This window comes from Muricoccus roseus, assembly GCF_900141905.1.
Lineage (GTDB): Bacteria > Pseudomonadota > Alphaproteobacteria > Acetobacterales > Acetobacteraceae > Roseomonas > Roseomonas rosea.
Genome location: NZ_FQZF01000003.1, coordinates 19,517 through 42,516 on the forward strand (window position 1 = coordinate 19,517; position 23,000 = coordinate 42,516).

Here is a 23,000-nt window from a genome sequence, read left to right on the forward strand (position 1 = left end):
ACGCAGGCGACTGGAAGGGGACTGGCAGGTAATCCCGCTGCCAGGAAAGACCCGGACCTTCCGGCAAATACGGACCGTCCCGTTAACTTGTTGCGTGCCACCGGCGGTCCCGGCAAAGGCACTGCAACACGGCCCTTGCAACATTGTAACAGGTCAGAGGACAGCTTGTGACAGCTGGGGGTCCGAGCGAGTCGGAATGGCACCCCGTGTGACAAAACAAGAGACCCCTGCCGCCTCGGGGCGCTTGCCCTCGAGGTTCCGAACCAGGGCGTTACGCCTATCTACAGCGTATCCGGGAGTACGAGCGGAACACCGTGAAGCTGGCTCACAGTATTCGCGGCTTCCCGACAAGACCGTCATCTCGGAGAGCGACCTCTATAAGCTGGTTCCCCGCTCTGATAAGCCTAAGGCCTGTGGTTTCCAGGATTGAGTCACGCGCGACGTGCTACCTGCGATTGAGGATGAGGCATAGACCACAGGGGCACTGCGCGCTGACGTATCTAAGACCAAGTGTGGCCCGAAGCGGCCCGGCCGCTTCGTACTTGGCAAAATGGGCTGCCGGAGGGGCTGCTGTGTGATATAGAGCAGCACCATGACGACGAAACACTCCAGAACACTAATTGTGTTTGCAGTCGCAGTTATGTTGCTCAGCTCAGCCTTCCTTGCCAAGGTGATGTTTGCGCAAGAGCAAAACACTTCTCACTCGAGAAAATATTTCTTCTCACATTCTTCCATTGAAACATGGCCGGTTCGTTTCGTAGATGGAGGGATCAGCTTTGTATTGCCCCGCAATATGCTTACATCGCTCGGGCCGCCGCCGAGTGCTAATTCGCGCCCTTTTATACTTGGGATGGGTACAATTCCGGGCCTTAGAGGCGCGGATGCGGATACAATAAGCTGTTTTGGCGATCTCGGCCTAACTCATTGCGATGTCGTGCAATTTAACTACACTGGGGCACGAACCGTGGATCGACAAGAATTTAATCGGAGAAGAACCTTCTTTCTCGGTGACACTTCGGAGCCAGAGCGTTTTGATTTTGGGCTTTTAAGAACAAAGATGCCGAACACGTATGTCCATGTGAACGAAATCTCGGGTCTCATTATTCCGATATCCTGCTCCCCCCTAAGTAACATCTGCCAGTTAGTTCTCGATGTGCGCAACACCCGTTGGCGCTTGCGTTTTCGGGTCGACATTCTGCACAGGTGGCGCGAAATTACTGACCTGTTTGTCACATCGATGGAAGAGCGCGTTCGATAAGAAGGGTGCAGCGCCATAGCTGGAAGGCGGCTACGAAGATCACCACCGCACAAGCTGCGGGCGGGGGCCGAGAGCCGGGAGATGGGTTGACGGACTGATGGACTGGGCTGCGATCCTGGCGCCTGGACGCAGCCGATGCAGCCATGCGAAAGGCCGACGCCAAGGACAATTGGGCGGCCTTCTTCACAGCGCACAATGCCTACTTCCGCGCAGTCGGCTGCACCGTGACGCCGCCGTGTGACATACGACAGGACGTCGCGACACACTACGGCGAAATATTCTGTCGCATCGGAGGTGGAAAGCCGGAAGGACGACGCAGCCGACAAGAGCGACGTAGTTGACCTTGTTGACTGACGACTCCATTGCATCCGGCGGCTATCTGCCACAGTGCTGGAACCTGCCACAGCCTGTCACACCATTCGCGGGCGTGCCGAAATCGGTAGCCGGAACGGACTTAAAATCCGTAGTCATTTCAATGACGTGGGGGTTCAAGTCCCCCCGCCCGCATCCCATGTGCGATGTTGAACAAACTAAAATCGCTCACCCATCGGGTGTGCCGGTTCGAAGCCGGCAGGGGGGACCATGCCTCGCTTCCGGAGAGGGCTCCGCCCTCACCCGCCAAGGGCCTGAGGCCCTTGGAACCCCGTCTGACTGCCGTGGATACCCCGGATCAGTGGGGTCTCTGGTTGAAGGGCGCTTTTTCCCGGCCTTGCAGTCGCCTGAGGTCGATGACCTCAGGCGCACCGTCGGCCCGGTGATTCCAAGCCGATAGAGGATGATGGGTCGAAGGCATGGCCTTCGGCGGGTCCGGGGAGAGGGAGGATCCCTTCTTCCGCTCCCCGGGACCAGCCTTCCAGGACTGCCCTCCGGGATCAGGCGCCGAGATGCCCGCCCTTCGGAAGCCCTGGCGGGTTGAGCAGGCCCGCATAGGCCCGCCACGCGTCGCGGCCGCCGGGCGGCTCCGATGCCACGGCCTCCGCGGCCTGCTCCGCCGGCATAACCGGGCGCGCCAGGGCTTGCAGCAGGGGCACCGGCGGGGTGCTTCGCCGCGTGGCCGCCGCGCTGCGCGCGACCACGTCCACATCCTCGCGCTCGATCAGCGCCGCCACCACCCGCGCCGCCTCGCGCTCCACCAGGGGCAGCGGCCAGCTCGGGTGGTAATGGCGGAACACCTCGACGGCATCGGCCCATGCGGCACCCTCCGGAACCCCTCTGGCGATGGCGGCGCGGAACAAGCGTGCGCCGCGGCGCGCGGCCAGCACGTCGAGATCGGGCGGGGCGGCCCCCCAGGATGCGATGGACTCGGGCATGGGCGGGAGAATAGCCCACACTAGAACAATTCATGAACACGAACTTACCGGAGCAGGGAGCCACGGCTCGCACGCTGCGGCGGGTTCACCGGGCATTCACCCGCCTGCCCCACCATCCGGGAGGCCCGCCACGATGGCAGGCAGGTGGGAGGTCAGCGGAATGGATGGCTTTTCCGGCCCGGTCAGCGCCATGGCACCCGGCAGGACGGCAACGCCCGAGCGAGTGGTGGCCCTGGCTGGTGAGACGGCCGAAGTCGCCCGTCGCAAGGTGCGAGAGATCCAGGCCATCACCGGGCAGACGCGCATCCTGGCGCTGAACGCGACCATCGAGGCGGCGCGGGCGGGCGAGGCGGGCAAAGGCTTTGCCGTGGTGGCGGAGGAGGTGAAGGCTGTCAGCGCCGAGATCGGCCGGCTCTCGGCCGAGATGGAGGGCGAGCTTCGCGCAGCCCTGGACGAGCTGGCGGCGGTGGGCGCGCGGATGGCGGCGGAAACGCGGGGCGAGCGGCTCGTCGGGCTGGCGCTGAATGCCGTCGAAATCATCGACCGCAATCTCTATGAGCGCACCTGCGACGTGCGATGGTGGGCGACGGATTCGGCGGTCGTCGACGCGGCAGCCGATCCGACGCCCGCCCTTCTCGCCGAGGCGGAGCGGAGGCTGGGCGTCATCCTCTCGGCTTACACGGTTTATCTCGATCTCTGGATTGCCTCCCCCGGCGGGCGGGTCATCGCGCATGGGCGGCCGGGTCGCTATCCCGGGCTGCGGGGGCTGGATGTCTCCGGCCAGGCCTGGTTCCAGCAGGCACTGCGCTCTGGCACCGGCGATGACTACGCGGTCGCGGATATCGCGCCGCAGCCAGCTCTGGCGGGCGCGCCCACCGCCGTCTACGCGGCCGCGATCCGCGAGGAGGGTGCGGTGCGAGGCCGTGTCGTCGGGGTGCTCGGCATCCATTTCGACTGGGTGCCCCAGGCACGCGCCGTGGTGCAGGGCGTGCGCCTGCCGCCGGGCGAGGCAGAGCGGTCGCGGGTGCTGCTGCTGGATGCGGCGGGCCGCGTGCTCGCCGCCTCGGACGAACGGGGCGAGCTGTCGGAGCATCTGGATCTGCCGCCGGGCATGAGCGGCAGTGCGCAGGATCGCTCGGGCCGCACGGTCGCTTACCACCGGACACCCGGTTACGAGACCTATCGCGGACTGGGTTGGGCGGGCGCCATCCTGCAGGGCCCCGGCACCTGACGCCGGTCCCGTGGCCCCTGGGGCCACGGGTCATGGATGCAGTCTACTGCGCGGAGGCCATGGCGCCGGATTGCGGCGAACCCACCGTCCGGTGGACCCAACCTTCCGGCTCCGTCTCCCCCACCTGATACCAGCCACCTGGCGCCGTGCCGAAGACGTTCAGCATCGAGCCGCTGCGCGCCACCCGCAGAACCGCGCCGCCGCCATTAGGAGAGGAGCGGACATTGCCGTTCTGGCGCATCACCAGCGTGCCATTGGCCACGCCGGAGGGGCGCGGGGACGAGGTGGCAACCTCCGTGACGAGGTTGGGAACCTGGGGCGGCTCGGGTTGGATCTGGTCCAGCACCGGCAGCCCGTTGGGCAGCGGCGGTGGAAGCTGCGCCATCGGCGTGCCGCTGCCGCGCGCCTGCGGCCCGCCGCCCTCGAAGCAGCGGCCGACAAGTTCAACATACACGCGCGTTGCCTCGACATTGTTGCGGGCCACGTGCTGCTCCACCTCCATGCCGCCCTGGCTCGCGTTCACGACGGAGACGAAGGGGAGGAAGACCGAGCCACCCGCGAGAGTCGCCTGCCCACAGACCGCATAGGTATCGGCCATGGCCTGCTTATAGGTTTCGACGGCGCGGAAGCGCAGGTTGTCGCGATCGCGCGCGGTTTCGCGCAGCTTCTGTTCGGCGGCCAAGCGGACACGCGCCATCGGGTCTTCGGAATCGGCAGCGGCCTGGCCCTTGGGCGCGGCGTCCTCAAAGCACCCGCCAAGCGCCAGCAGCCCGGCGAGGAGAAATCCCTTCCGCATCATCTTGTTCCACCGGGTTGTTGTGTTCCCTGCTGAAACGCCGCTGCGCGGAAAGCCTCCGCTTCACGATCCCGTGCCCATCTCGAATCCAACAAGGTCTTCGGATAAGCCCGAACAGGACAAGGAAGGATCGCGCCGTGTCTTCCCTCAACCCGCCAGTGCTTCTCGTCGTCGTGGACACGGTCTGCCCCTGGTGCTGGGTCGGCAAGCGCCGGCTGGACGCCGCTCTTGCGACGCTTGCCGAGGAGGGATTGCAGCTCTCCCGCCAGTGGCACCCCTTCCAGCTGAACCCCGACATGCCCTCGGGCGGAATGCTCCGGGCGGAGTACCGGGCGCGGAAGTTCGGCAGCGTGGAGCGCGGGCGGCAGCTGGACGCGCGGCTCGCGGCCGAAGGCGCGAAGGACGGCCTGCCCTTCGATTTCGAGCGGATCGAGCGGAGCCCGAACTCGCTGGACAGCCACCGGCTGATCCGCCTCGCGATGATGGAGGGCGGGCCTGAGGTGACGGACCGCGTGGCGGAGGGGATCTTCTCCGCCTACTTCGCCGAAGGGCGCGATATCGGGGATCCGGCGGTGCTGGCGGCGATCGGCGATGCCGCCGGGCTGCCGGCCGGGCGGAGCGCCGCCATTCTGACAAGCGAGGAGGGCCGCGAGGAGGTGGCGCGGGATGCGGCGCGCGCCCAGGGGATCGGCGGCGTGCCGGCCGTCATCCTGGACCGGCAGATGATCATCTCCGGCGCGCAGCCGGCCGAGGCGATGGCGGCGGCGATCCGGGAGGGGCTGCGGGCGGCCGTCCAGCCCAGCGCCCCCTAACCCAGCGCCCTGGCGGCACGGCGGCCGGCGCGGATGGCCGCGTCGATGGTCGCGGGCAGGACAGGCTCCATCCAGTCCCCCGCCAGGGCGAGGTTCGGGAGGGCGAGGATCGGCGGCGGCGGCGGGTCGCCCGGCCGGTGGCGTGGCGTGGCGCGCCGCTCCTTGATGGCGCGGCAGGGGGGCGGCGCCTCCGGCCATTCGCCGGGCAGGGCGAAGGCCCGCGCCAGGGCGCGGATCTCGGACCAGGCCCGGGGCGCGAGATCGGCGGTCGCCTCCTGTGCCTCCGCGTCCGCCGCGCTCACGGTCACGGCGATGGCGCCGGGGCGGACCAGCACCCATTGGCAAAGCCCGCCCAGCACGCCGAGGAAGCGCACCGGCCCCGGCGCGGCGTGAGTGAAATGCAGATTCAGGATCGGGGCATGCTCGGCCGGGACGCGCAGCCCGGGGACGAGGCGCGCGGCCTCCCAGGGCGGCAGGGCGAGGATGACGCGATCCCCCTCCCCCAGCACCACCAGCTCATCCCCGAAGTCGAGCGCGGTCAGGCGGTGATGCTCGATCCGCAACGCGCGCAGCCGGGCATTGTGGCGCACCGTGCCGCCGCGGCTGCGCAGCGCGGCCAGGGCCGGCTCCACCAGGTCCGGGCCGAGGCCGCGGCGGGCCACCAGCAGCCGCGCGGCGCCCGGCGTGCCCACGCGCCGCAGCACCGCGGCCAGCCGGCGGGAGGATGCCTCCGCGACCGGCGTGTTGAGGGCCGCGATCACCAGTGGCTCGACGAAGCCGCGCAGGAAGGCGGGATGCTCGGCCAGGGCCGGCCCCACCGCACGGTCCCCCGGGCCGGCCAGGCGCATCAGTGCGGCCAGGGCGCGCGCCGTCAGCCCGTCCGGCCGCTTGGCCGCGCGCAGCCAACCTAGCGGCGACAGCGCCATGCGCCGGGCCCGCCCATCGGCGAGGTCGAGCACGGGAAGCCCCTCCGGCTCCGGCTCCACCCAATGCTCCAGCGCCCCGACGTCGCGCAGGAAGTCCAGCGCCACCCGGTTGGCGCCCAGCAGCGCATGGGTGCCGTTGTCGGTTCCGTCCGGCAGGGCGCGCGCCCGGCCACCGGCCACCACGGCGGCCTCATGCACCACGACGGGGCCGCGCACGGCCAGGGCGGCAGCGAGGCCGGCCAAGCCGGCACCGATGACATGGGTGGTCATGGGCGCGCCCTGGCCGCCCCTTGCCCGGCGTGCCGCATCACCATCCCAGGGCCATGGCCGCTAGCCGGGCTTTCTCGGCCGGTCCGAGGCGCGGGCGGAGGCGCGGCGGCTGGAAGCCGCGCGTGGCCAGGCGCTGGAGGATGCGGTGATAGGCCCACATCATCACCCGCGCCGGCCGCAGCGGCCGGGCATTGGCGCCGACAAGCGCGGCTTCCGCCGCGGCGAAGCCCCCCTCCGCGCGGGTGAGGAGGCGGTCGCAGGCGTCATGGAGATCCGGGCGGGCGAGCAGGGTCTGTGGATCCGCGTCGGGGCCCAGCCAGGAGAGGGGGATGTAGACGCGGTCGCGCACGGCGTCCTCGTCGATGTCGCGCAGGATGTTGACGAGTTGGAGCGTGCGGCCGAGCGCGAGGCCGAAAGCCTCGGCCTCCGGCGCGCCGAAGATGCGGACGGACAGCACGCCGACGCTGCCCGCCACGCGGCGGCAGTAGAGGTCCAGCGCCGCCTCGTCCGGGATGCGGAGACGGGCGGTGGAATCCGTCTCCATGCCGTCGATCATCGCCTCGCATTCGGATTTCGGCAGGTCGAAGATCACGCGGGCGCGGGCGAGCTCGCGGGAGACGGCACAGTCCGGCGCATCGAGCTTGCCGCGCCATTCCGCGAGGAAGCGGCGCTTCTCGGCCTCGGGCGCCGCGCCATCGGCGATGTCGTCCACGGAACGGCAGAAGGCATAGACGGCGTAGAGGGCGCGACGCCTTTCGCCGCGCAGGGATGCCATGCCCCTGGAAAAAGAGGAGCCGGCACGGGCGACCCGGGCCCGGACGAGGGCGGCATCCGAAGGACCACCGCGCGGCGCGCCGGCCAGGGCGGAGAGGACGTCGCCCTTGGTGAGCGCGACCCGGCGCGCCATCGGGTCGGCCGCGCGCAGCCGGGCCAGAAGGCGGCGGGCGCATCCGATGGTGGTGGCGGACTGGAAGGCGAGGCGCCGGCTGCGCAGCAGGCGCGGCAGGGCGGCGGCGACATCGAGAAGCGTATCCGTGCGGTCCAGCAGCGCGTCGAGCACGGCCCGGCGCGGCGCCGCCTCGGTGAACACGGCCTCCTCGCCGCCGACCTGGTCCATCCAGTCCTGCGGCAGGTAGATGCGGCCGAGCTCGCGCCGGTCATCCCCCATGTCCTGCAGATGGTTCAGCACCTGGAGGACGGTGCACAGCGCATCCGCCGCGCGGACTGCATCCGCATCCTCCTCCCCATGGAGGCGGAGGAGCATCCGGCCGACCGGATTGGCGGAATAGGCGCAGTAGTCCGCCAGCGCGTTCCAGTCCGCGCAGCTCTCGCTGCGGGAATCGCGGCGGAAGGCGGTGAGCATGGCCCGCGCCTCCTCCACCCCCGTGCCGCTCTCGCGCAGGGCGGTGGCCTCGGGCACGCCAGGGCCTCCATCGAGCGCGGCCTCGATCAGGTCGAGCCGCCGGAGCTTCTCCTGGGCGGGCAGGTCCGGCGCGTCGGCGATGTCGTCGGCCAGGCGCACCACCCGGTAGAAGGCGAGGACGCGGCCCCGCACCTCGGGCGCGAGCAGCCGGGAGGCGACGGGAAAGTTCTCGGAATCCGGCCCGCGCGTGGCAGGGCCGGCGGCAATGCTGGCACTCATGGTGGGGCGCTTATGCCCCATCCGCGGCGGAGTAGGCGCGGCCTTTCCAGCCGGCCGGCCGCCCGAGGGCGGATCGGGCGAGGGCCGTCCATTGGATGGCGAGGGCGACGGCGATGGTGGCGGGGTGCAGGGGGATGGTCCAGCTCGGCTCCCGCCCGCGCCAGGTGATGGCGGCGCGGGTGAGATAGGTGAGGATCAGGGCCGCGCCCGCCAGCGGACCCGGCAGCAGCAGCCAGGGCAGAAGATGGCCGCCCGCGAGCAGGAGTGTCCAGACCGGGAGGCCGAGCGGAGTGGCCATGCCCTCCCGGGCATTCTTGAGGAAGCCGTTCCAGGCCTCGCGGAAACCCCCATACATCCGGCAAGCCGCGAGCGGGGCGCCATCCACCACCTCCGTCCGGTGCCCGGCGAGGCGAAGGTTCCGGGCCAGGGCCAGGCCGTCATGCAGGCGGTGGCGGAAGGCGGCATGGCCGCCAGCGGATTCGTAGGCCGCGCGCTCCACGAGGATGAGCTGGCCGCAGGCGGCGGCCATGGCCGGGTGGCGCGTGAAAGCCCGGCCGGCGCCGGGCAGGTAGCCCAGCATCAGCAGGTTGATCGCCGGAACCGTCAGCCCCTCCCCCAGGGTCCGGATGCGCTGGCGTGGGACGCCGGTGACGAGGGCGAGGTTCTCGGCCCCGGCATGGCCGGCCATGTTCGCGGCGGCGTCGGGGGCGAGGCGGACATCGGCGTCGATGAAGAGGAGGTGGGTGCCGCGAGCGGCCTCGGCGAGGCGGGCGCAGGCATGGACCTTGCCGGTCCAGCCCGGCGGCAGCGGCGGGGCGTGGAGGAGACGGAGGCGCGGGTCCGTGGCGGCGCGGGCGGCCACGATGTCGGGCGTCTCGTCGCGCGAGCCGTCATCCATCACCAGAACCTCGATCTCCACCCCGGTGCTGGCCAGGGCGGCATCGAGGCAGGTGGCGATGTTCGCCGCCTCGTCCCGCGCGGGAATGAGGATGGAAACGAGGGTGCCGGGACCGGGCGTGCCCGCCGCCCTGGCCTGCAGCAGCAGGTTCGCGGCGGCCATGCTGGCAGGAAAGCTGGCGAGTGCCAGGGCGAGCGCCTCCATCATCGCCCTGCCACCTTGCTGCGTCTCCCCTGTGTCACCCGCCCATCCTAGCCGGATTTCGTGCCATGGGCATGCCGCGGCTCGAAGCGCCGCCCGCGCGCCCAGGCGGAGAGGCGGCGCCAGAGGTCGTAGATGCCGCCCATGCCCTCCCGCCCCGCTGCCAGGGTCGTGAAGCGGGCGGGGTCGCGGGTGATGGCCTCCTCGGCCAGGCGGTCCATGGTCTCGGTCAGCGCCTCACGGATCCGGGCCTCCCGGGCGTCGCGGTCCAGGGCCAGGAGGTCGGCGGCCCGCAGCGGCGGGCCGAAGGCGGCCAGCATCTCGGGGCGGCGCTCGGTCCAGAGCACATAGTCCAGGGCCAGCGGCAGCACCGTGGCATCGGGCGCGATCTCGGGCAGGCGGGTGACGCCGGGGGCGATGGCGACGGGGCGCTCGCGCACGTCCTGGAACCGTCCGGGGGCGTTCATCCAGAGCATGGCACCCGGCGCGGCCACCACCTCCTTCGCCGTGCGAAGGAAGGCGACCGCACCGCGAGGGCCGGGCTCGATGCCGAAGACGCCGAGGCGGCGCATGAAGCGGTATTTCGCGAGCGCCGCGGCCTCCATGGGGATGAAGACCTGGCGCCGGGGGAAGAAGGCCACGGGAAGGAGCATGAAGGCCACGCCATCCCACCAGGACGGGTGGTTGGCGAGGACGATAAGGGGCCTTCCCTCCGGGTCCTGCGGAATGCCCCAGGGGGGCACCCGCAGCGCGCCCATGTGGCGACGGAAGAAGCGCGAGAAGACGAGGTGGAAGAAGCCGAAGAGCCGCGCATCGCGGAGCGCGAGTGGCGACGGCTCCAGCATGGCCTACTCGGCGGCCTGGGGCAGCAGCGCGTCGCGCGTGCCGGCGAGGCGCGCGGCGTCGCTCATGCCGCAGCCGCCCATGTCCTGGTCCATGGCATCGGCGGCGATCCAGCCGGACATCATCACCATCGGCATCCCCGGGCCGGGATGCGCGGCGCCGCCCGCAAGATAGAGGCCCTTCACCGCCTTGGAACGGTTGCCGGGCTTGAAGGCGCCCGTCCAGGCGCCGTGGGAGGCGAGGCCGTAGATGGCGCCGTCCAGCACCTTATAGCGGTCGTGGATGTCCTGCGGCGTGAGAGCCTGCTCCACCACGATGCGGCTCTCGATGTCCTCCATCCCCGCCGTGCGCTTCAGCTTGTCGAGGATGGTCTGGCGATAGGCCGGGAGCATCTTCGACCAGTCCTGGCCGGGGCGGAGATGCGGCGTGTGGACGAGGACATAGAGGGCCTCGCCGCCATCGGGCGCCACCGTCGGGTCCGTGGCGGAGGGCGCCGCGAGATAGGCCGTGGGATCGGGGGCGGGCACACCCTTCTTGTAGATGGCGTCGAACTCCTCCTCCGCGTCGCGGGAGAAGACGAAGTCGTGATGGGCGAGGTGGTCGTAGCGCTTGTTCAGGCCGAGATAGAGCACGACGCCGGAGCAGGCGGGCTCGAAGCCCTTCTTCTCATACTTGCGGCCGGTCCTGCCGCCGACCAGCTCCTTGTAGGTGCGGATGGCATCCATGTTGGAGATGACGGCATCGAAGGGGATGGTCTCGCCCTTCGCGACGACGCCGGCCACGCGGGTGCCGTTGTCGCGCAGGTCGAGGCCGGTGACCTCCGTGTTCGGGCGCAGGTCGGCGCCGAGGGATTCCGCCAGCTTCGCCAGCCCCTCCGCCACGGCGCGCGTGCCGCCCACGGGGTACCAGATGCCCTCGCTCGCCTGCATGTCGCCGATGGAGCACAGCACGGCGGGGGCGAGATAGGGCGAGGAGCCGACATACTGGCAGTAATGGTCCAGCATCTGCGCCAACCGCGCATCCGGCACATGGCCGCGGATGACCTTCGCGACGCGCTTGCCCATGCCGAGGGCCATCACGTCCTTCAGCGTGTCGGCGCGCATATTGGCGCGGAAGTCCATCGTGTCGCCGATGCCCTCCACGGACTTCCAGAAGAAGAAGCCCTCGGAGATGCGGTGCAGGTTCTCCGACATCTTCTGGAATTCGCGGTAGCCCTGGCCGTTGCCGGGGGCAAACTCCTCCATCTCGCGCGCCATGGCCTCGACATTCTCGCGCAGGTCGATCCGCGTGCCGTCGTCGAAGAAGCAACGCCATTGCGGGTCCAGGCGGATCAGCGGCAGGTCGCGCGCCTGCTCGCGCCCGGCCTCCGCGAAGATGCGGCGCAGGACGCGGGGCACGGTGAGGATGGTGGGCCCCATGTCGAAGCGGAAGGTTCCGCCGTTGCGGCCCCCCGCCTCGTGCGGCGCGTCCAGATGCAGCACGGCGGCCTTGCCGCCGAGCCACTCGTTCTTGTCGAACAGCGTGACCTCGTGGCCGCGCGCCTGGGCCACGCAGGCCGCCGCCAGGCCACCGAGACCACCGCCGATGATGGCAACCTTCGCCATGCTCAGATCCTCGTCGAAACAGGCGCGCGGCCGAGGTCGCGCAGCAGCAGGTTGGCGCTGATGCGCGCGCCCTCATAGATCACGGGCAGGCCGGAACCGGGATGGGTGCCGCCACCCACGAGATACAGGCCCTGGGTATCGCCGAAGCGGTTGCCGGGGCGGAACATCAGCATCTGGCGCAGATCATGCGCCAGGTTGAAGGTGGCGCCGTAGCCCACGGCGTAGTCGTCCCGCCAGTCGCGCGGGGTGACCACCTTCTCGAAGCGGATCCGGGCCTCGATATCGGGAACGCCCAGGGCGCGGAGGCGATCGAGGGCGACCTTGCGGTAGCGCGCGGTGTCGGCCTCGCTCCACTCATGGCCATGCGTCAGGTTCGGCACGGGCACCAGCAGGTAAAGGCTGGAATGGCCCGGCGGGGCCATGGTCGCGTCCGTCGCCACAGGGTTGTGGAGGTAGAGGGAAGGCGTATCGGGCACCGTGCCCTGTTCGATCTCCTGGATGTTTCGCTGATAGTCCTGGGAGAGCAGGATGCTGTGATGCGCGAGATCGGGAAAGGTGCCCTCCACGCCCAGGTAGAGCATGAAGGTGGAGCAGGAGTAGCGCGCCTGGCCGATCTTCCGGTCGGACCATTTGCGCCGGACGGCGTCGGGCACCAGCCGCGGCATGGCATGCGCGAAGTCGGCGTTCATCACCACCGCATCGGCCGCGATATGCCGGCCGCCGGCATCCACGCCGGTCGCCCTGTTGCCCTCGAAGGTCACGCGGTCCACCGGCGTCTCGAAGCGGAACTCCACGCCGAGATCGGCCGCCACGCGCGCCATCGCCGCCGCCACGCTGCCGCAACCGCCGCGCGGGTGGAACACGCCATGCTCGTATTCGAGGAAGGAAAGGATGGTGAAGAGGCTGGGGCAGCGGAACGGGCTCATCCCCAGGTATTTCGTCTGGAAGGAGAAGGCGAGCCGCGTACGGGGGTCGCGGAAGTGGCGGCGCAGGTCGGCATCCACCGAGCGGCCAGGCTTCAGCAGCGGCAGGGCACGCAGCATGTCCGCCCCCATCACGTCCGCCGTCCGGGTGAAGGCGCGCTCCAGAACCGGGCGGAAGGCGGCCAGCTTGCGGCGGTTCTCCTCCATGAAGGGGCGGACCCCGGCCGCGTCGCGGGGGTCGATCTTCGCGACCTCCGCCTCCATGCGCGCGAGGTCCGGCGTGGCGTCGAGGGTGACGTGGCCGGCGGCGTCCTCGAAGACCAGGCGGTATTGCGGGTCGAGCCGGATCAGCTCCACCTCCTCCTCCAGCCGCGCGCCGCATTCGGCGAAGACCTCGGCGAGGATGCGGGGATAGAGGAAGAAGGTGGGGCCGAGATCGAAGCGGTAGCCGCCCCCGTGCCCGTCCGGCGCCTCGATGGTGCGGCTGCGGCCACCGACGACCCGGTCCTTCTCCAGCACCGTCACCCGAAGCCCGCGCGCGGCGAGGAGCATGGCGGAGGCGAGCCCGCCGGGGCCGGCCCCGATGATGACGGCATGGGGCCGTTCGGGACGTAGGGCGGGGCGGCTCAGGGCGTTCACTCGGACTCCGGCGCTCAGTGGGGATGAGCATGTTTGGCCGGATGACAAAGGCGCAAGGTGCCCCATGCGTTGCATCGGGCGGATTGCGCCGGCGTGATGCGGCCCGGACCTGCCGTCATCCCTCCGTTGCCAAGGCCTCGGCCAGCCGCGCCGAGGCGCGGGGCAGCAGGCGCCGGAGAAAGAAGTCAGCCTTGCCCGCGAGGGCGGGATCCGCCTGGGCGGCCCGGGCGAGCCATGCCCCGCCGAGGATCCATCCGGCCGCATCCAGGAAGGGCGCCGCGGCGCCGCCCGCAACCTCGGGGCTGGCGGAGGCAAGCTGCCGGGCGGCCTCCCCCAGCGCCTCGGCGGGAGACCGGAGGGCGGGGTGCGCCGCGCCGGCCTCCCGGGCCAGGGCCAGAAAGGCCGGAAGCTCCCGGGGCAGCTTCCGGGCCACGAGGTCCAGCGCCTGAATGCCGTTGGTGCCCTCGTAGATCGGGGCGATGCGGGCGTCGCGCCAGATTTGGGCCGCGCCCGTCTCCTCCACATAGCCGGCGCCGCCATGCACCTGGATGCCGAGGCTGGCGACCTCCACCCCGCGCTCGGTGCACCAGGCCTTCACGATAGGGGTGAGGAGGGCGAGGCGGGACCCCGCCTCGCCCTCCCCTTCGAGCCTGGCGCGGTCCAGCGCGACGGCGCAATCCAGGGCGAGAAGGCGGGCCGCCAGGGTGATGCTCCGCATCTCCGATAGCATGCGGGCGACATCCGGGTATTCGGCGATGGGGCGGCCGCCCTGGGCGCGGCCGGCGGCATAGGCTTCCGCCAGCTGGGTGGCGCGGGCGCATTGCCCGACGCCCTCCACCCCCACGGCGAGGCGCGCGGCGTTCATCATGGAAAACATGGCCGCCAGGCCGCGATGGGGCTCGCCGATCAGCTCCCCCTCGGCCTCCTCGAACAGCATGGTGCAGGTGGGCGAGGCGTGGATGCCCGGCTTGTGCTCGATGCCCCCGCAGCGCAGCGCGTTGCGACGGCCGTCGGGCAGGATCTTCGGACAGGCGAAGAGCGAGATGCCTCGCGAGCCGGGCGGCGCGTCCGGCAGGCGGGCGAGGACGAGGTGGAGGGTGTTCTCCGCGATGTCGTTCTCGCCCCAGGTGATGAAGATCTTCTGCCCGGAGAGGCGGAACCCGCCCGCGCGATCGGGAACCGCCCGGCTGCGGATGGCCGAGAGGTCGCTGCCCGCCTGGGGCTCGGTAAGGCACATGGTGCCGTTCCAGGCGGCCGAGACGAGGGGCGGCAGGAAGCGCGCGGCCTGCTCGGGGCTCGCATGATGGGCGAGCAGCTCGATGGCGCCCGCCGACAGCATGGGCATGAGGGCGAAGGCCATGTCGGCGGAGGAGGCGAGCTCGAAGACCGCGGCCCAGAGAGCGTGCGGCAGGTTCTGCCCGCCATGCTCGGCCGGGGCGGCCAGCCCCTGCCAGCCGGCCTCCCGCCATTCCTTCAGCAGGGGGCCGTAATGGGCGGGGGTCCGGACGCGGCCGTTCTCCAGCACGCATCCCTCGCGGTCGGCCTGCCCACGGCCGGGGGCGATGCGCTCCTCGGCGAAGCGGGCCGCTTCCTCGAGGATGGCGGCGATGTCCTCCTCGGCCAGCGGCGTGCCCAGGCGCTCGGACAGGGCGGGCAGCCCGTGCAGCCGGTTGAGGGCGAAGGCGAGCGAGGCGGCGGTCATGCCGCGACATCCTGGCCCTGCGCGTCCCCGGCCGCCCAGCCCGGCAGGGCCGCCATCCGGGCCGGGTCCCGGAAGGCGGCGGCAACGGCCTGGCCGAGCACGGGGCCGAACTTGAAGCCATGGCCGGAGAAGCCGCTCATCACCACGCAGCACTCCGAAAGGGGCTCGACCACGAAGCGCTCCCGCGGCTCCACGTCGTAATAGCAGGCCCGGGCCTCCACCACGCGATAGGCGGCGGCGTCGCGCAGGCGCGGCATGGCGAGGGCGAGGATGGCGTCGCGCTCCTCCGCGCTCGCCTCGCGCGGGTCGTCCGGGCTGCCGGTGCAGGAGAAGCGGTGGTCGCCGATCTTCAGCCCTGTGCCGGCGACGGGGGGCACGGCGTAGAAGCCGCCGGATTCCGAAAGGTCGAGCACCATGGGGGCGCTGGCCCAGGCCTCCCGGTGCTGCGGCGGGGGCTCGAGATAGACGACGATCTGGCGGGAGGGGGTGACGCGCGGCGCAACGGACGGGAGCAGGCGCGGAGCCCAGGGCCCGGCGGCGACGACGAGCTGGTCGCCTTCCAGCACGCGGCCATCGGAAAGGGTGATGCGGCCGCGCGCCGCATCGACCGCCGTGGCACGGGCCTGGTGGAAGGCCACCCCGCGCGACTGCAGGTGCCGGAACAGGGCGGCGACGATGGGGCGCGCCAGCAGCACGCCGCCACGCGGGGCGAGGAAGCCGTCCGACAGCCCATCCGGGCGCAGCCAGGGAAACAGGGCGGTCAGGCGCGCCGGAGGCAGATCCTGGACCTCATGCGAATCGGCCCGGAGATTGCGGCGGCTGGCCGCGAGCCAATCGGCTTCCGAGGCGCCGCCATCGGCCAGGGCCAGCACCCCGGTCTCGACATAGGGGCGCTCGCCGATCGCCTCGAACAGCGCCTCCCAGGCGGCATAGGCTTCCTCGACCATCCGCATATAGCCGGTGGCCGCGCCATAGGCGTGGCGGATCAGCCGGTGGTCGTCCACCGAGGCGCCACGCGGGTTCGGAATGGGGTCCTGCTCGATCACCGTGACACGGTGGCCGGCGGCATCCAGCGCCCAGGCGGCGGAAAGGCCCATGATCCCGGCCCCGAGGACGAGCGCGTCTCCCATGCCGCGCATCCTGCGCCAGGGCGGGGCGCGGTGGAACCCGGCCGAGGCGGGTTCCACCACCGGCTCAGGCGCGCGGCCGCTTCTTCGCCGGCGCGGCACGCCGCGCGGCGGTGCTGCCGCCGGCTGCCGCGGTGCGGCGCGCGGGCGCCTTGCGGCCCGCCGCGTTGGAGGGCGTGGGCCGCTTGGTGGCGGCCGATTTGCGCGGCGCCTTGTCGGGCGCCTTGCGCGGAGCGGCAGGCTTGCCCGGGCTACCGGCTTTGGCGGCGGCGGTGCGCCGGGTCGCGGTGGCCGGGGCCGCCTTCCGGGCGCTGGCCGTCTTGCGGGCCAGATCCGCGGGCTGCCGGGAGAACTGCCGGCCCTTGGCCGTATCGCGGCGCTTCGCGGCCGTGGTGCTGGCATATTCCTCGTCGCTCAGGGCTTCCCGTGCCTTGCGGGGCAGGTAGCGCTCCCCCGTTTCCGCGCTCTTGCGGCCGGATTTTGTGCCCCACTCCTCCTCGGTCCACTGGGTCAGGTGATTGGACGCGCTCTTGCCGCCCTCGTAGCCGCCACCGGCTTTCTTATAGGCCTGCACCGCGAGCTGCGCCTTCCGGGCGGACCATTCTCCGGCATCGCCGCCCTTGCTGCCGCGCTGGATGCGCGCCTTCACGCGATCCCAGAGCTTCGGGTCGGTCCTGGTCGCCCTGCCGGTCGCCATGCTGGGTTCCTCGCTGATCGCCGGCCGAACGCGGCGGGATTCAGCAAGGTTGCGGAGCGGGTCAGGGCTCCGGCTGGAGAACCACTCGGCCGGTGAGCGTCTCGCCGGGCGCAAGGCGACGCATGGCGCCCAGGGGCGAGAGATCCGGACGGTTGGCCGCATCGGGGACATGGCTCACTGGCTCGGCGCAGAGAATGCCGGCGCCATGCGGGGCGAAGACCTGGATGTTGCGCGACCAGGCGTCCTCCCCCCGCAGCAGGAAGCCGGCCTCGCCCAGCACGAGCCGGGCCTGGCCGTCCCAGCCCGTGAAGTGGGTGTCCAACCCCGCGAAGGCTTCCTCGCCGCCGTCGATTCCCGCGGAAGGGACGGAATCCACCGGCAGGTTGCGCTCGTCGCGCGTCAGCAGCCCCGTCGCATGGAAAGCGAGGCGCGTGCCCGGCGGGCGGACGAAGAACGGATGCCAGCCCGTGCCAAAGGGCGTGCCGTCAGGCCCGGTATTGGTGACGGAGATGGTCAGCGCGAAGTCCTGGCCCAGCGCCACCTCCATGCGGGCGGCGTAGCGATAGGGACCCTCCGCGATGGCCTGGGTCAGCACGGCGCGATCCGGCGCGGTGCCCTCGACCGCCCAGCCATGCTCCCGCGACAGGCCGTGCAGCGCGGTGCGTTCGCCGATCCGGTTGCAGGCGAAGTGGTGGACGCCGCCGGGATGCGGCAGCCGTCCCTCATCCAGCCGGTTGGTCCAGGGCAGCATGACGAAGGCCCCGGCCCAGCTGTCATTGGGGTCGGCGCCGTCCGGCAGCGGGACGAGCACGTCCCGCCCGGCATGGGTGAGCCTGGCGAGGGCGCCGCCCCGCGAGGGGAGCAGCGCGGCACGCCAGGCGCCGCCCGCGATGTCGATCACGGTGGGTTCAGTCCAGCGAGAAGGCGTCCTTCGGAGAGGGCGTCCCGCGCGTGTAGTCCATGGCCGTGTAGCCGCCGCCCTGGTAGCGCTCGGTCACGGGGTCGCCCGAGAGCTTGCCGCCGACCTTGTCCCGGAACTCCTCGGCCGTATCCTGCGGCTCCCAGCCGATGCGGTCGCGATGGTCCTTGCCCCAATAGGTGGCGGGGTTGTTCGACGCGCCCCAGACCACGGCATGGCCGATGCGGGGCGCCTCCAGGAACTTCTCCATCATGCGGGCGAGATCGGCATAGGAGAGCCAGGTGGAGAGCATCCGGGCATCCACCGGCTCCGGGAAGGAAGAGCCGATGCGGACGTTCAGGTTCTCAACGCCGTGCTTGTCCCAGTACATCCGGCCCATGAGCTCGCCATAGGCCTTGGAAAGCCCATAGAAGCTGTCGGGGCGGAAAGCGCAATCCGCATCCAGCCGTTCCGCATTGCCCGAGGGGCGCTCGTGGAAGCCAATGGCGTGGTTGCTGCTGGCGAAGAGCACCCGCGCCTTCTCCCGCCGGGCGGCCTCATAGACATGGTAGAGGCCGCGGATATTCGGGCCGAGCACGACCTCGAACGGGTGCTCGGTGCTGATTCCGCCGAAATGCAGGATGGCCTGGCAGCCCTCCGCGAGGCGGAGGATGGTCGGGCCGTCATTCAGGTCGGCCTTGGTGAAGGCCGAGCCGTCCGGCACCGCATCGGGAAAGGGCGCGATATCGGTCAGCCGCAGCCTGTAGCCGGCCGAGGCCAGGGCGGGCGCGAGGGCGCGGCCGAGATTGCCGGACGCCCCGGTCAGCAGGACGGGGCGGGTCTTATCGGTCATACAATCCTCAGCGGAAGACGGATGGAAGCCAGAGGGAGACCCAGGGAATATAGGTCACGATCATTAAGACGATACAGCTGGCGATGTAGAAGGGCGCGCTGGTCCTCGTCGCCTCCCACATCGAGACCTTGCCCACCGCGCAGGCCACGAAGAGCAGCGGGCCGACGGGCGGGGTGATCAGGCCGATGCCGAGGTTGAGGATGAGCACGATCCCGAACTGCACCGGATCCATCCCCGCCGCGACGGCGACGGGCAGGAAGACCGGCGTGCCGATCATGATCAGCGGCGCCATGTCCATGAAGGTGCCGAGCAGGAGCAGGAAGATGTTGATCAGCAGCATCATCATCAGCGGGTCCGAGGTGATGCTCTGCATGAGGCCAACGGCCATGGCCGGGACCTGCATCAGCGCCATCAGCCAGCCGAAGGCCGAGGCCGTGCCGATGATCAGCAACACCATGCCCGTGGTGCGGCAGGCGCCGAGCACGGCTTCGCGGAAGGCCTCCAGGGTGAGGGAGCGGTAGACGAGGCCGATCACCAGCAGTGCGTAGATCACGGCGACGCAGGCGCTTTCCGTCGCGGTGAAGATGCCGGAGCGCACGCCGGCGAAGATGATGACGATCAGCATCAGCCCGGGGATGGCGCCGAAGAGGAGGCGCAGCAGGACCAACCAGCCGGGGAAGGTCTCCCGCGGGTAGCCGCGCCGCACGGCGACCAGCCAGGCGGCGAACATGATGGCGACCATCAGCAGCGCGCCGGGGACGAGGCCGGCGGTGAACAGGTCCGCCACCGAGATCGCGCCGCCGGCGGCGATGACATAGAGGATCATGTTGTGGCTGGGCGGGATCAGCAGGTCGATCAGCGCCGCGTTGGCGGTGACGTTCACCGCATAATCCGGCGCATAGCCGCGCGCCCGCATCTGCGGGATCATCACGCCGCCCACGGCGGAGGCATCGGCCACCGCCGAGCCCGACACGCCGCCGAACAGCGTGGCCGCGACGACGTTCACCTGCCCCAGCCCGCCGCGGAGATGCCCGACCATGGCGGAGGCAAGGGCCACCAGCCGGTCCGCGATCTGCCCGCGCATCATCAAGTCGCCGGCGAAAATGAAGAACGGGATCGCCAGCATGGAGAAGATGTTCATGCCGGAGGCGATCTGCTGGAACACGACCACCGCGGGCAGGTCCATCCAGAGCACGGTGACGAAGGCGGCGATGCCGAGCGCGAACGCGACCGGCGTGCCGATCAGCAGCAGCAGCGTGAAGCTGCCGAGCAGGACGGCGATGTCCATGGAGGAACCTCGGACGCGCTCAGGCGTCGGTCAGGATGGGATGGGGGTGCGTGTCGGCGGGGGCGAGATGACCGGCCGCATGGGCCAGGAGCCGCTCGATCCCGAACAGGGTGATGAGCACGCCGCCGAGGGTCAGGGGCATGTACTCCACGGCACCGTTCAGCCCGAGCGTGGGCAGGGTGGTGTCCGCCACCTCCAGGGCCAGCTCGCCGGTGAACCAGGCCATGCCGATGCCGAATGCGGTGATGCAGAGGTCGGAGATGACGTCGAAGACACGGCCGATGGGCTTGGGGAGCACGGCCTTCAGCGTGTCGAACCCCATATGGAAGCCCTCCCGCACGCCCACCGCGGCAGCGCCCATGATGGTCCAGGCCATCAGCAGCATCGCCGCCGATTCCGCCCAGGCCGGGGTGTCGTTGAGGACGAAGCGGCCGAACACCGCATAGGCCACCACCCCCGTCATCGCGAGCAGGGCGAAGCCCGCGATGAACAGGGTGACGCGGCAGATGGCGTCGAGCGCGGCCGAGAGGCCGCGCTGCGCTCGCTGCACCATCTCAGGTGGTTTCCCGGATGCGGGAGACGATGCCCTTCATCCGGGCATCCCGCACGAACTGGTCGTAGACCGGGCCCATGTTCCGCTCGAACGGCGCCTTGTCCAGCGTGTTGATCTGCGAGCCGGCGGCGATGACGGCGGCCTTGGCCTCGTTGCTCCGGGCCTGCCACAGGCGGCGCATCTCGGGCACGCTGTCCTTGGCCGCCTGGCGCAGCACGTCCTGCGTCTCCTTCGGCAGGCGGTCATAGGAACGCTTGGACATGACCAGCATCTCCGGCGCCATCGAGTGCTCGGAGACGGAGTAGAACTTCGCCACCTCGAAATGCCGGAAGGACTGGTAGGAGGGGTAGTTGTTCTCCGCGCCGTCCACCACGCCGGTCTGCAGGGCGGAGTAGATTTCGCCGGTCGGCAGCGGGGTGGCGTTGGCGCCGAAGGCCCGCATCATCGAGACCCACATGTCGGAGGGCTGCACGCGGATCTTGAGGCCGCGCAGGTCACCCGGCTCGTTGATCGCCTTGGCACGGGTGTAGAAGCTGCGTGCGCCGCTGTCGTAATAGGCCAGCGGGATGAGGTTGTGCCGCGGCAGGCCCGAGGCCATCTCGTCGCCGATCGCGCCGTCCAGCACGCGGTGCATGTGCTCCTCGCTGCGGAACAGGAAGGGTAGGCCGGGGATCACCGTCTCGGGCACCAGGCTGTTCAGGCTGGCGGAGTTCACGCGGTTCAGGTCGATGACGCCGAAGCGGGTCTGCTCCAGCGTGTCCTTCTCCTCGCCGAGCTGGCGGGAGCCGAAGACCTGGATGCGGATGCGGCCGCCGGACTTCTCCTCGATCTGCCGGCTCATGAACTTCACGGCTTCTACGGTGGGATAGCCGTCGGGATGCACATCGGCCGAGCGCAGGGTGATGGTCTGCGCCTTGGCGGGGTTCGCGATGAAGGGGGCGGCCAGCGGCGCGGCGAGCGCACCGAGCAGCACGGCCCGGCGGGGGGCGTGGGTGGTCATGGACTCTCTCCCGGTGTTCAGGGTTTTCCCTGATCGGGGGCTCCGACACCGTCGCCCCCAACTTGTCCGACAAGTTGCTTCGGCGGCCAACCCACTGTCAACGGCGCTCGCATTGCAGGGGCGTCATGGACGCCGCATCCTCAGGCGATGAGGACGATCGACGAAGCCGCCCAGGCTCTTGCCGGGGGCAGGACCACCGCCGCGCGACTGACGGAAGAGGCGCTGGCGCGCATCGCCGCTCCCGGCGGGGAGGGTTCACGCGCCTTCGTCGCGGTGCAGGCGGAGGCCGCCCGGGCCGCAGCGGCGGCCATGGACGCGCTGCGCGGCGTGGGCCGGGCGCCCTCCCCCTACGCGGGCATCCCGATCAGCATCAAGGACCTGTTCGACCAGGCGGGAGTGGTGACGGCCGCCGGCTCGGTCGCGCGCCGTGACGAGGTTCCCGCCCGCGCCACCGCCCCTGCCATCGCCCGGCTCGAAAGGGCGGGCTTCATCGTGCTGGGGCGCACGAACATGGTGGAGTTCGCCTTTTCCGGCACCGGGCTGAACCCGCATCACGGCACGCCCCGCTCGCCCTATGACCGGGCCACCGGACGGGCGCCGGGCGGCTCCTCCTCCGGTGCGGCGGTGGCCGTGGCGGACGGCATGGGCTTCGGCGCGATCGGCTCCGACACCGGCGGCTCCTGCCGCGTGCCCGCGGCGCTCTGCGGGATCACCGGATTCAAGCCCACCGCGCGCCGCGTGCCCCTCACCGGGGCCTTCCCGCTCTCGACCTCGCTCGACAGCATCGGGCCGCTGGCGCCCAGCGTCGCCTGCTGCGCCGTGCTGGACGCGGCGATGGCGGGGGCGGAAGATCTTGCCCCGCCCGCCGCCATGCCGCTGGAGGGGCTGCGGCTGGGCCTGCCGAGCGAGACCTATCTGTTCGATGGCCTTTCCCAGCCCGTCATCGCCGCCTTCGACATCGCGCTGCGGCGGCTGGAGGCGGCAGGGGCGAAGTTGATCGACCTGCCGCTGCCCGAGCTTTCCGAGATCCCGGCGGCCAATGCCACAGGCGGCTTCGCCGCGGCCGAATCCTGGGCCCTGCACCGGGAGATGATCGGCCGGGCCCGGGACCGCTACGACCCGCTGATCCTCGCCCGGATCGAGCGTGGCGCCAGCATGAGCGCGGCGGAGCTGATTGCGCTGATGGCGGAGCGGCAGCGGATCATCGCGGCCATCGCCCCGCGCACCGCGCCCTTCGACGCCATCATCGCCCCGACCTCCCCACTCACGCCGCCCGCCCTGGCGGAGCTGGAACAGGCCGAGGACTTCAACCGCATCAACATGCTGTTGCTCCGCAACACGGCGGTCGCGAACTTCCTGGACCGCTGCTCCATCAGCCTGCCCTGCCATGCGGAGGGCGAGGCCCCCGTGGGGCTGATGCTGACCGGCGAGCATGGGGGCGACGCGCGGCTCTTCGCGGTCGCACAGGCCGTGGAGGCCGCGCTGCGGACCGATTGAGGGCGCCGGAACGAGAACGGCCCGGCTCCCTT

Annotated in this window: 20 protein-coding genes and 1 tRNA gene; 5 read left to right on the forward strand and 16 right to left on the reverse strand. The window is 70.6% G+C overall.

Translation table 11 applies throughout. The features are described 5' to 3' along the window. The first annotated feature begins 592 nt into the window (after positions 1-592). A complete protein-coding gene (locus BUB97_RS25740) occupies positions 593-1,258 on the forward strand; it encodes a hypothetical protein (protein WP_139281285.1) in 666 nt (221 codons plus the stop codon). 421 nt (positions 1,259-1,679) lie between these two features. Beyond that, positions 1,680-1,765: transfer RNA gene (locus tag BUB97_RS02515), tRNA-Leu, on the forward strand. A gap of 365 nt (positions 1,766-2,130) precedes the next feature. Here the strand turns inward: BUB97_RS02515 and BUB97_RS02520 are convergent. Then, entirely contained in the window at positions 2,131-2,568 is a 438-nt protein-coding gene (locus tag BUB97_RS02520) for a hypothetical protein (RefSeq protein WP_073131160.1), read from the reverse strand. 160 nt (positions 2,569-2,728) lie between these two features. Here BUB97_RS02520 and BUB97_RS27165 point away from each other — a divergent pair, with 160 nt between their 5' ends. Then, the gene (locus BUB97_RS27165; protein ID WP_073131162.1) at positions 2,729-3,799 is read left to right on the forward strand and encodes a methyl-accepting chemotaxis protein; all 1,071 of its coding nucleotides are present in this window, start codon (positions 2,729-2,731) and stop codon (positions 3,797-3,799) included. A 43-nt stretch (positions 3,800-3,842) separates the two neighbouring features. On the opposite strand, the gene BUB97_RS02530 is transcribed toward BUB97_RS27165, so the two are convergent. Continuing rightward, positions 3,843-4,598: an SH3 domain-containing protein gene (locus BUB97_RS02530; protein WP_073131164.1), complete on the reverse strand. Its 756-nt coding sequence runs from the start codon at positions 4,596-4,598 to the stop codon at positions 3,843-3,845. A gap of 134 nt (positions 4,599-4,732) precedes the next feature. Here BUB97_RS02530 and BUB97_RS02535 point away from each other — a divergent pair, with 134 nt between their 5' ends. After that, positions 4,733-5,407: a DsbA family oxidoreductase gene (locus BUB97_RS02535; protein WP_086061837.1), complete on the forward strand. Its 675-nt coding sequence runs from the start codon at positions 4,733-4,735 to the stop codon at positions 5,405-5,407. On the opposite strand, the gene BUB97_RS02540 is transcribed toward BUB97_RS02535, so the two are convergent. The 14 genes from BUB97_RS02540 to BUB97_RS02610 form a co-directional block, all read right to left on the reverse strand. Further along, on the reverse strand, positions 5,404-6,603 hold the full coding sequence (locus tag BUB97_RS02540; RefSeq protein WP_073131169.1) for an FAD-dependent oxidoreductase: 1,200 nt from the start codon (positions 6,601-6,603) through the stop codon (positions 5,404-5,406). The two genes, BUB97_RS02535 and BUB97_RS02540, sit on opposite strands and share 4 nt — an antisense overlap. Positions 6,604-6,640: 37 nt before the next feature. Beyond that, positions 6,641-8,245 (reverse strand): squalene/phytoene synthase family protein, encoded by a 1,605-nt coding sequence (locus tag BUB97_RS25410; RefSeq protein WP_175562539.1) that lies wholly within the window; start codon positions 8,243-8,245, stop codon positions 6,641-6,643. Between the two features lie 10 nt (positions 8,246-8,255). Continuing rightward, positions 8,256-9,350: a glycosyltransferase family 2 protein gene (locus BUB97_RS02555; protein ID WP_073131172.1), complete on the reverse strand. Its 1,095-nt coding sequence runs from the start codon at positions 9,348-9,350 to the stop codon at positions 8,256-8,258. 44 nt (positions 9,351-9,394) lie between these two features. After that, positions 9,395-10,189 (reverse strand): lysophospholipid acyltransferase family protein, encoded by a 795-nt coding sequence (locus tag BUB97_RS02560; RefSeq protein WP_073131174.1) that lies wholly within the window; start codon positions 10,187-10,189, stop codon positions 9,395-9,397. Positions 10,190-10,192: 3 nt separating this feature from the next. Then, entirely contained in the window at positions 10,193-11,791 is a 1,599-nt protein-coding gene (locus tag BUB97_RS02565; protein WP_217659552.1) for a phytoene desaturase family protein, read from the reverse strand. Positions 11,792-11,793: 2 nt separating this feature from the next. Next, entirely contained in the window at positions 11,794-13,353 is a 1,560-nt protein-coding gene (gene crtI / locus BUB97_RS02570; protein ID WP_073131179.1) for a phytoene desaturase family protein, read from the reverse strand. A gap of 115 nt (positions 13,354-13,468) precedes the next feature. Then, positions 13,469-15,055, reverse strand: coding sequence for an acyl-CoA dehydrogenase family protein (locus BUB97_RS02575; protein ID WP_073131182.1), 1,587 nt, complete (start codon positions 15,053-15,055; stop codon positions 13,469-13,471). Next, positions 15,052-16,185 (reverse strand): FAD-dependent oxidoreductase, encoded by a 1,134-nt coding sequence (locus BUB97_RS02580; protein WP_073131184.1) that lies wholly within the window; start codon positions 16,183-16,185, stop codon positions 15,052-15,054. Before BUB97_RS02580 ends, BUB97_RS02575 begins: the two co-directional genes overlap by 4 nt. A 64-nt stretch (positions 16,186-16,249) precedes the next feature. Then, complete coding sequence (locus BUB97_RS02585) at positions 16,250-16,879, reverse strand: DUF5872 domain-containing protein (RefSeq protein WP_073131186.1); 630 nt, start codon at positions 16,877-16,879, stop codon at positions 16,250-16,252. Between the two features lie 61 nt (positions 16,880-16,940). Further along, positions 16,941-17,780, reverse strand: a complete 840-nt coding sequence (locus BUB97_RS02590) for an aldose epimerase family protein (protein ID WP_073131189.1) — start codon at positions 17,778-17,780, stop codon at positions 16,941-16,943. A gap of 7 nt (positions 17,781-17,787) precedes the next feature. Next, positions 17,788-18,630, reverse strand: a complete 843-nt coding sequence (locus BUB97_RS02595) for an NAD-dependent epimerase/dehydratase family protein (RefSeq protein WP_073131191.1) — start codon at positions 18,628-18,630, stop codon at positions 17,788-17,790. A 7-nt stretch (positions 18,631-18,637) separates the two neighbouring features. Further along, the gene (locus BUB97_RS02600) at positions 18,638-19,918 is read right to left on the reverse strand and encodes a TRAP transporter large permease (protein ID WP_073131193.1); all 1,281 of its coding nucleotides are present in this window, start codon (positions 19,916-19,918) and stop codon (positions 18,638-18,640) included. 19 nt (positions 19,919-19,937) lie between these two features. Continuing rightward, positions 19,938-20,471 carry a TRAP transporter small permease gene (locus BUB97_RS02605; RefSeq protein WP_073131195.1) on the reverse strand — a complete coding sequence of 178 codons (534 nt, stop codon included), beginning with the start codon at positions 20,469-20,471 and terminating at the stop codon, positions 19,938-19,940. A gap of 1 nt (position 20,472) precedes the next feature. Continuing rightward, the gene (locus tag BUB97_RS02610) at positions 20,473-21,471 is read right to left on the reverse strand and encodes a TRAP transporter substrate-binding protein (RefSeq protein ID WP_073131197.1); all 999 of its coding nucleotides are present in this window, start codon (positions 21,469-21,471) and stop codon (positions 20,473-20,475) included. Positions 21,472-21,618: 147 nt separating this feature from the next. Between BUB97_RS02610 and BUB97_RS02615 the strand changes: the two genes are divergently transcribed. Continuing rightward, positions 21,619-22,968 (forward strand): amidase, encoded by a 1,350-nt coding sequence (locus BUB97_RS02615; protein ID WP_073131199.1) that lies wholly within the window; start codon positions 21,619-21,621, stop codon positions 22,966-22,968. Positions 22,969-23,000 lie beyond the last annotated feature (32 nt).

Excerpts from the sequence above, each read along its gene's own strand:
- BUB97_RS02560 (WP_073131174.1), bottom strand. The coding sequence starts at position 10,189 with ATGCTGGAGCCGTCGCCACTCGCGCTCCGCGATGCGCGGCTCTTCGGC.
- BUB97_RS02585 (WP_073131186.1), bottom strand. The coding sequence starts at position 16,879 with ATGGCGACCGGCAGGGCGACCAGGACCGACCCGAAGCTCTGGGATCGC.
- BUB97_RS25740 (WP_139281285.1), top strand. The coding sequence starts at position 593 with ATGACGACGAAACACTCCAGAACACTAATTGTGTTTGCAGTCGCAGTT.
- BUB97_RS02600 (WP_073131193.1), bottom strand. The coding sequence starts at position 19,918 with ATGGACATCGCCGTCCTGCTCGGCAGCTTCACGCTGCTGCTGCTGATC.
- BUB97_RS02580 (WP_073131184.1), bottom strand. The coding sequence starts at position 16,185 with ATGGGAGACGCGCTCGTCCTCGGGGCCGGGATCATGGGCCTTTCCGCC.
- BUB97_RS02565 (WP_217659552.1), bottom strand. The coding sequence starts at position 11,791 with ATGGCGAAGGTTGCCATCATCGGCGGTGGTCTCGGTGGCCTGGCGGCG.
- BUB97_RS02615 (WP_073131199.1), top strand. The coding sequence starts at position 21,619 with ATGAGGACGATCGACGAAGCCGCCCAGGCTCTTGCCGGGGGCAGGACC.
- BUB97_RS02540 (WP_073131169.1), bottom strand. The coding sequence starts at position 6,603 with ATGACCACCCATGTCATCGGTGCCGGCTTGGCCGGCCTCGCTGCCGCC.
- BUB97_RS02575 (WP_073131182.1), bottom strand. The coding sequence starts at position 15,055 with ATGACCGCCGCCTCGCTCGCCTTCGCCCTCAACCGGCTGCACGGGCTG.
- BUB97_RS02605 (WP_073131195.1), bottom strand. The coding sequence starts at position 20,471 with ATGGTGCAGCGAGCGCAGCGCGGCCTCTCGGCCGCGCTCGACGCCATC.
- BUB97_RS02520 (WP_073131160.1), bottom strand. The coding sequence starts at position 2,568 with ATGCCCGAGTCCATCGCATCCTGGGGGGCCGCCCCGCCCGATCTCGAC.
- BUB97_RS02610 (WP_073131197.1), bottom strand. The coding sequence starts at position 21,471 with ATGACCACCCACGCCCCCCGCCGGGCCGTGCTGCTCGGTGCGCTCGCC.
- BUB97_RS25410 (WP_175562539.1), bottom strand. The coding sequence starts at position 8,245 with ATGAGTGCCAGCATTGCCGCCGGCCCTGCCACGCGCGGGCCGGATTCC.
- BUB97_RS02530 (WP_073131164.1), bottom strand. The coding sequence starts at position 4,598 with ATGATGCGGAAGGGATTTCTCCTCGCCGGGCTGCTGGCGCTTGGCGGG.
- BUB97_RS02555 (WP_073131172.1), bottom strand. The coding sequence starts at position 9,350 with ATGATGGAGGCGCTCGCCCTGGCACTCGCCAGCTTTCCTGCCAGCATG.
- BUB97_RS27165 (WP_073131162.1), top strand. The coding sequence starts at position 2,729 with ATGGATGGCTTTTCCGGCCCGGTCAGCGCCATGGCACCCGGCAGGACG.
- BUB97_RS02595 (WP_073131191.1), bottom strand. The coding sequence starts at position 18,630 with ATGACCGATAAGACCCGCCCCGTCCTGCTGACCGGGGCGTCCGGCAAT.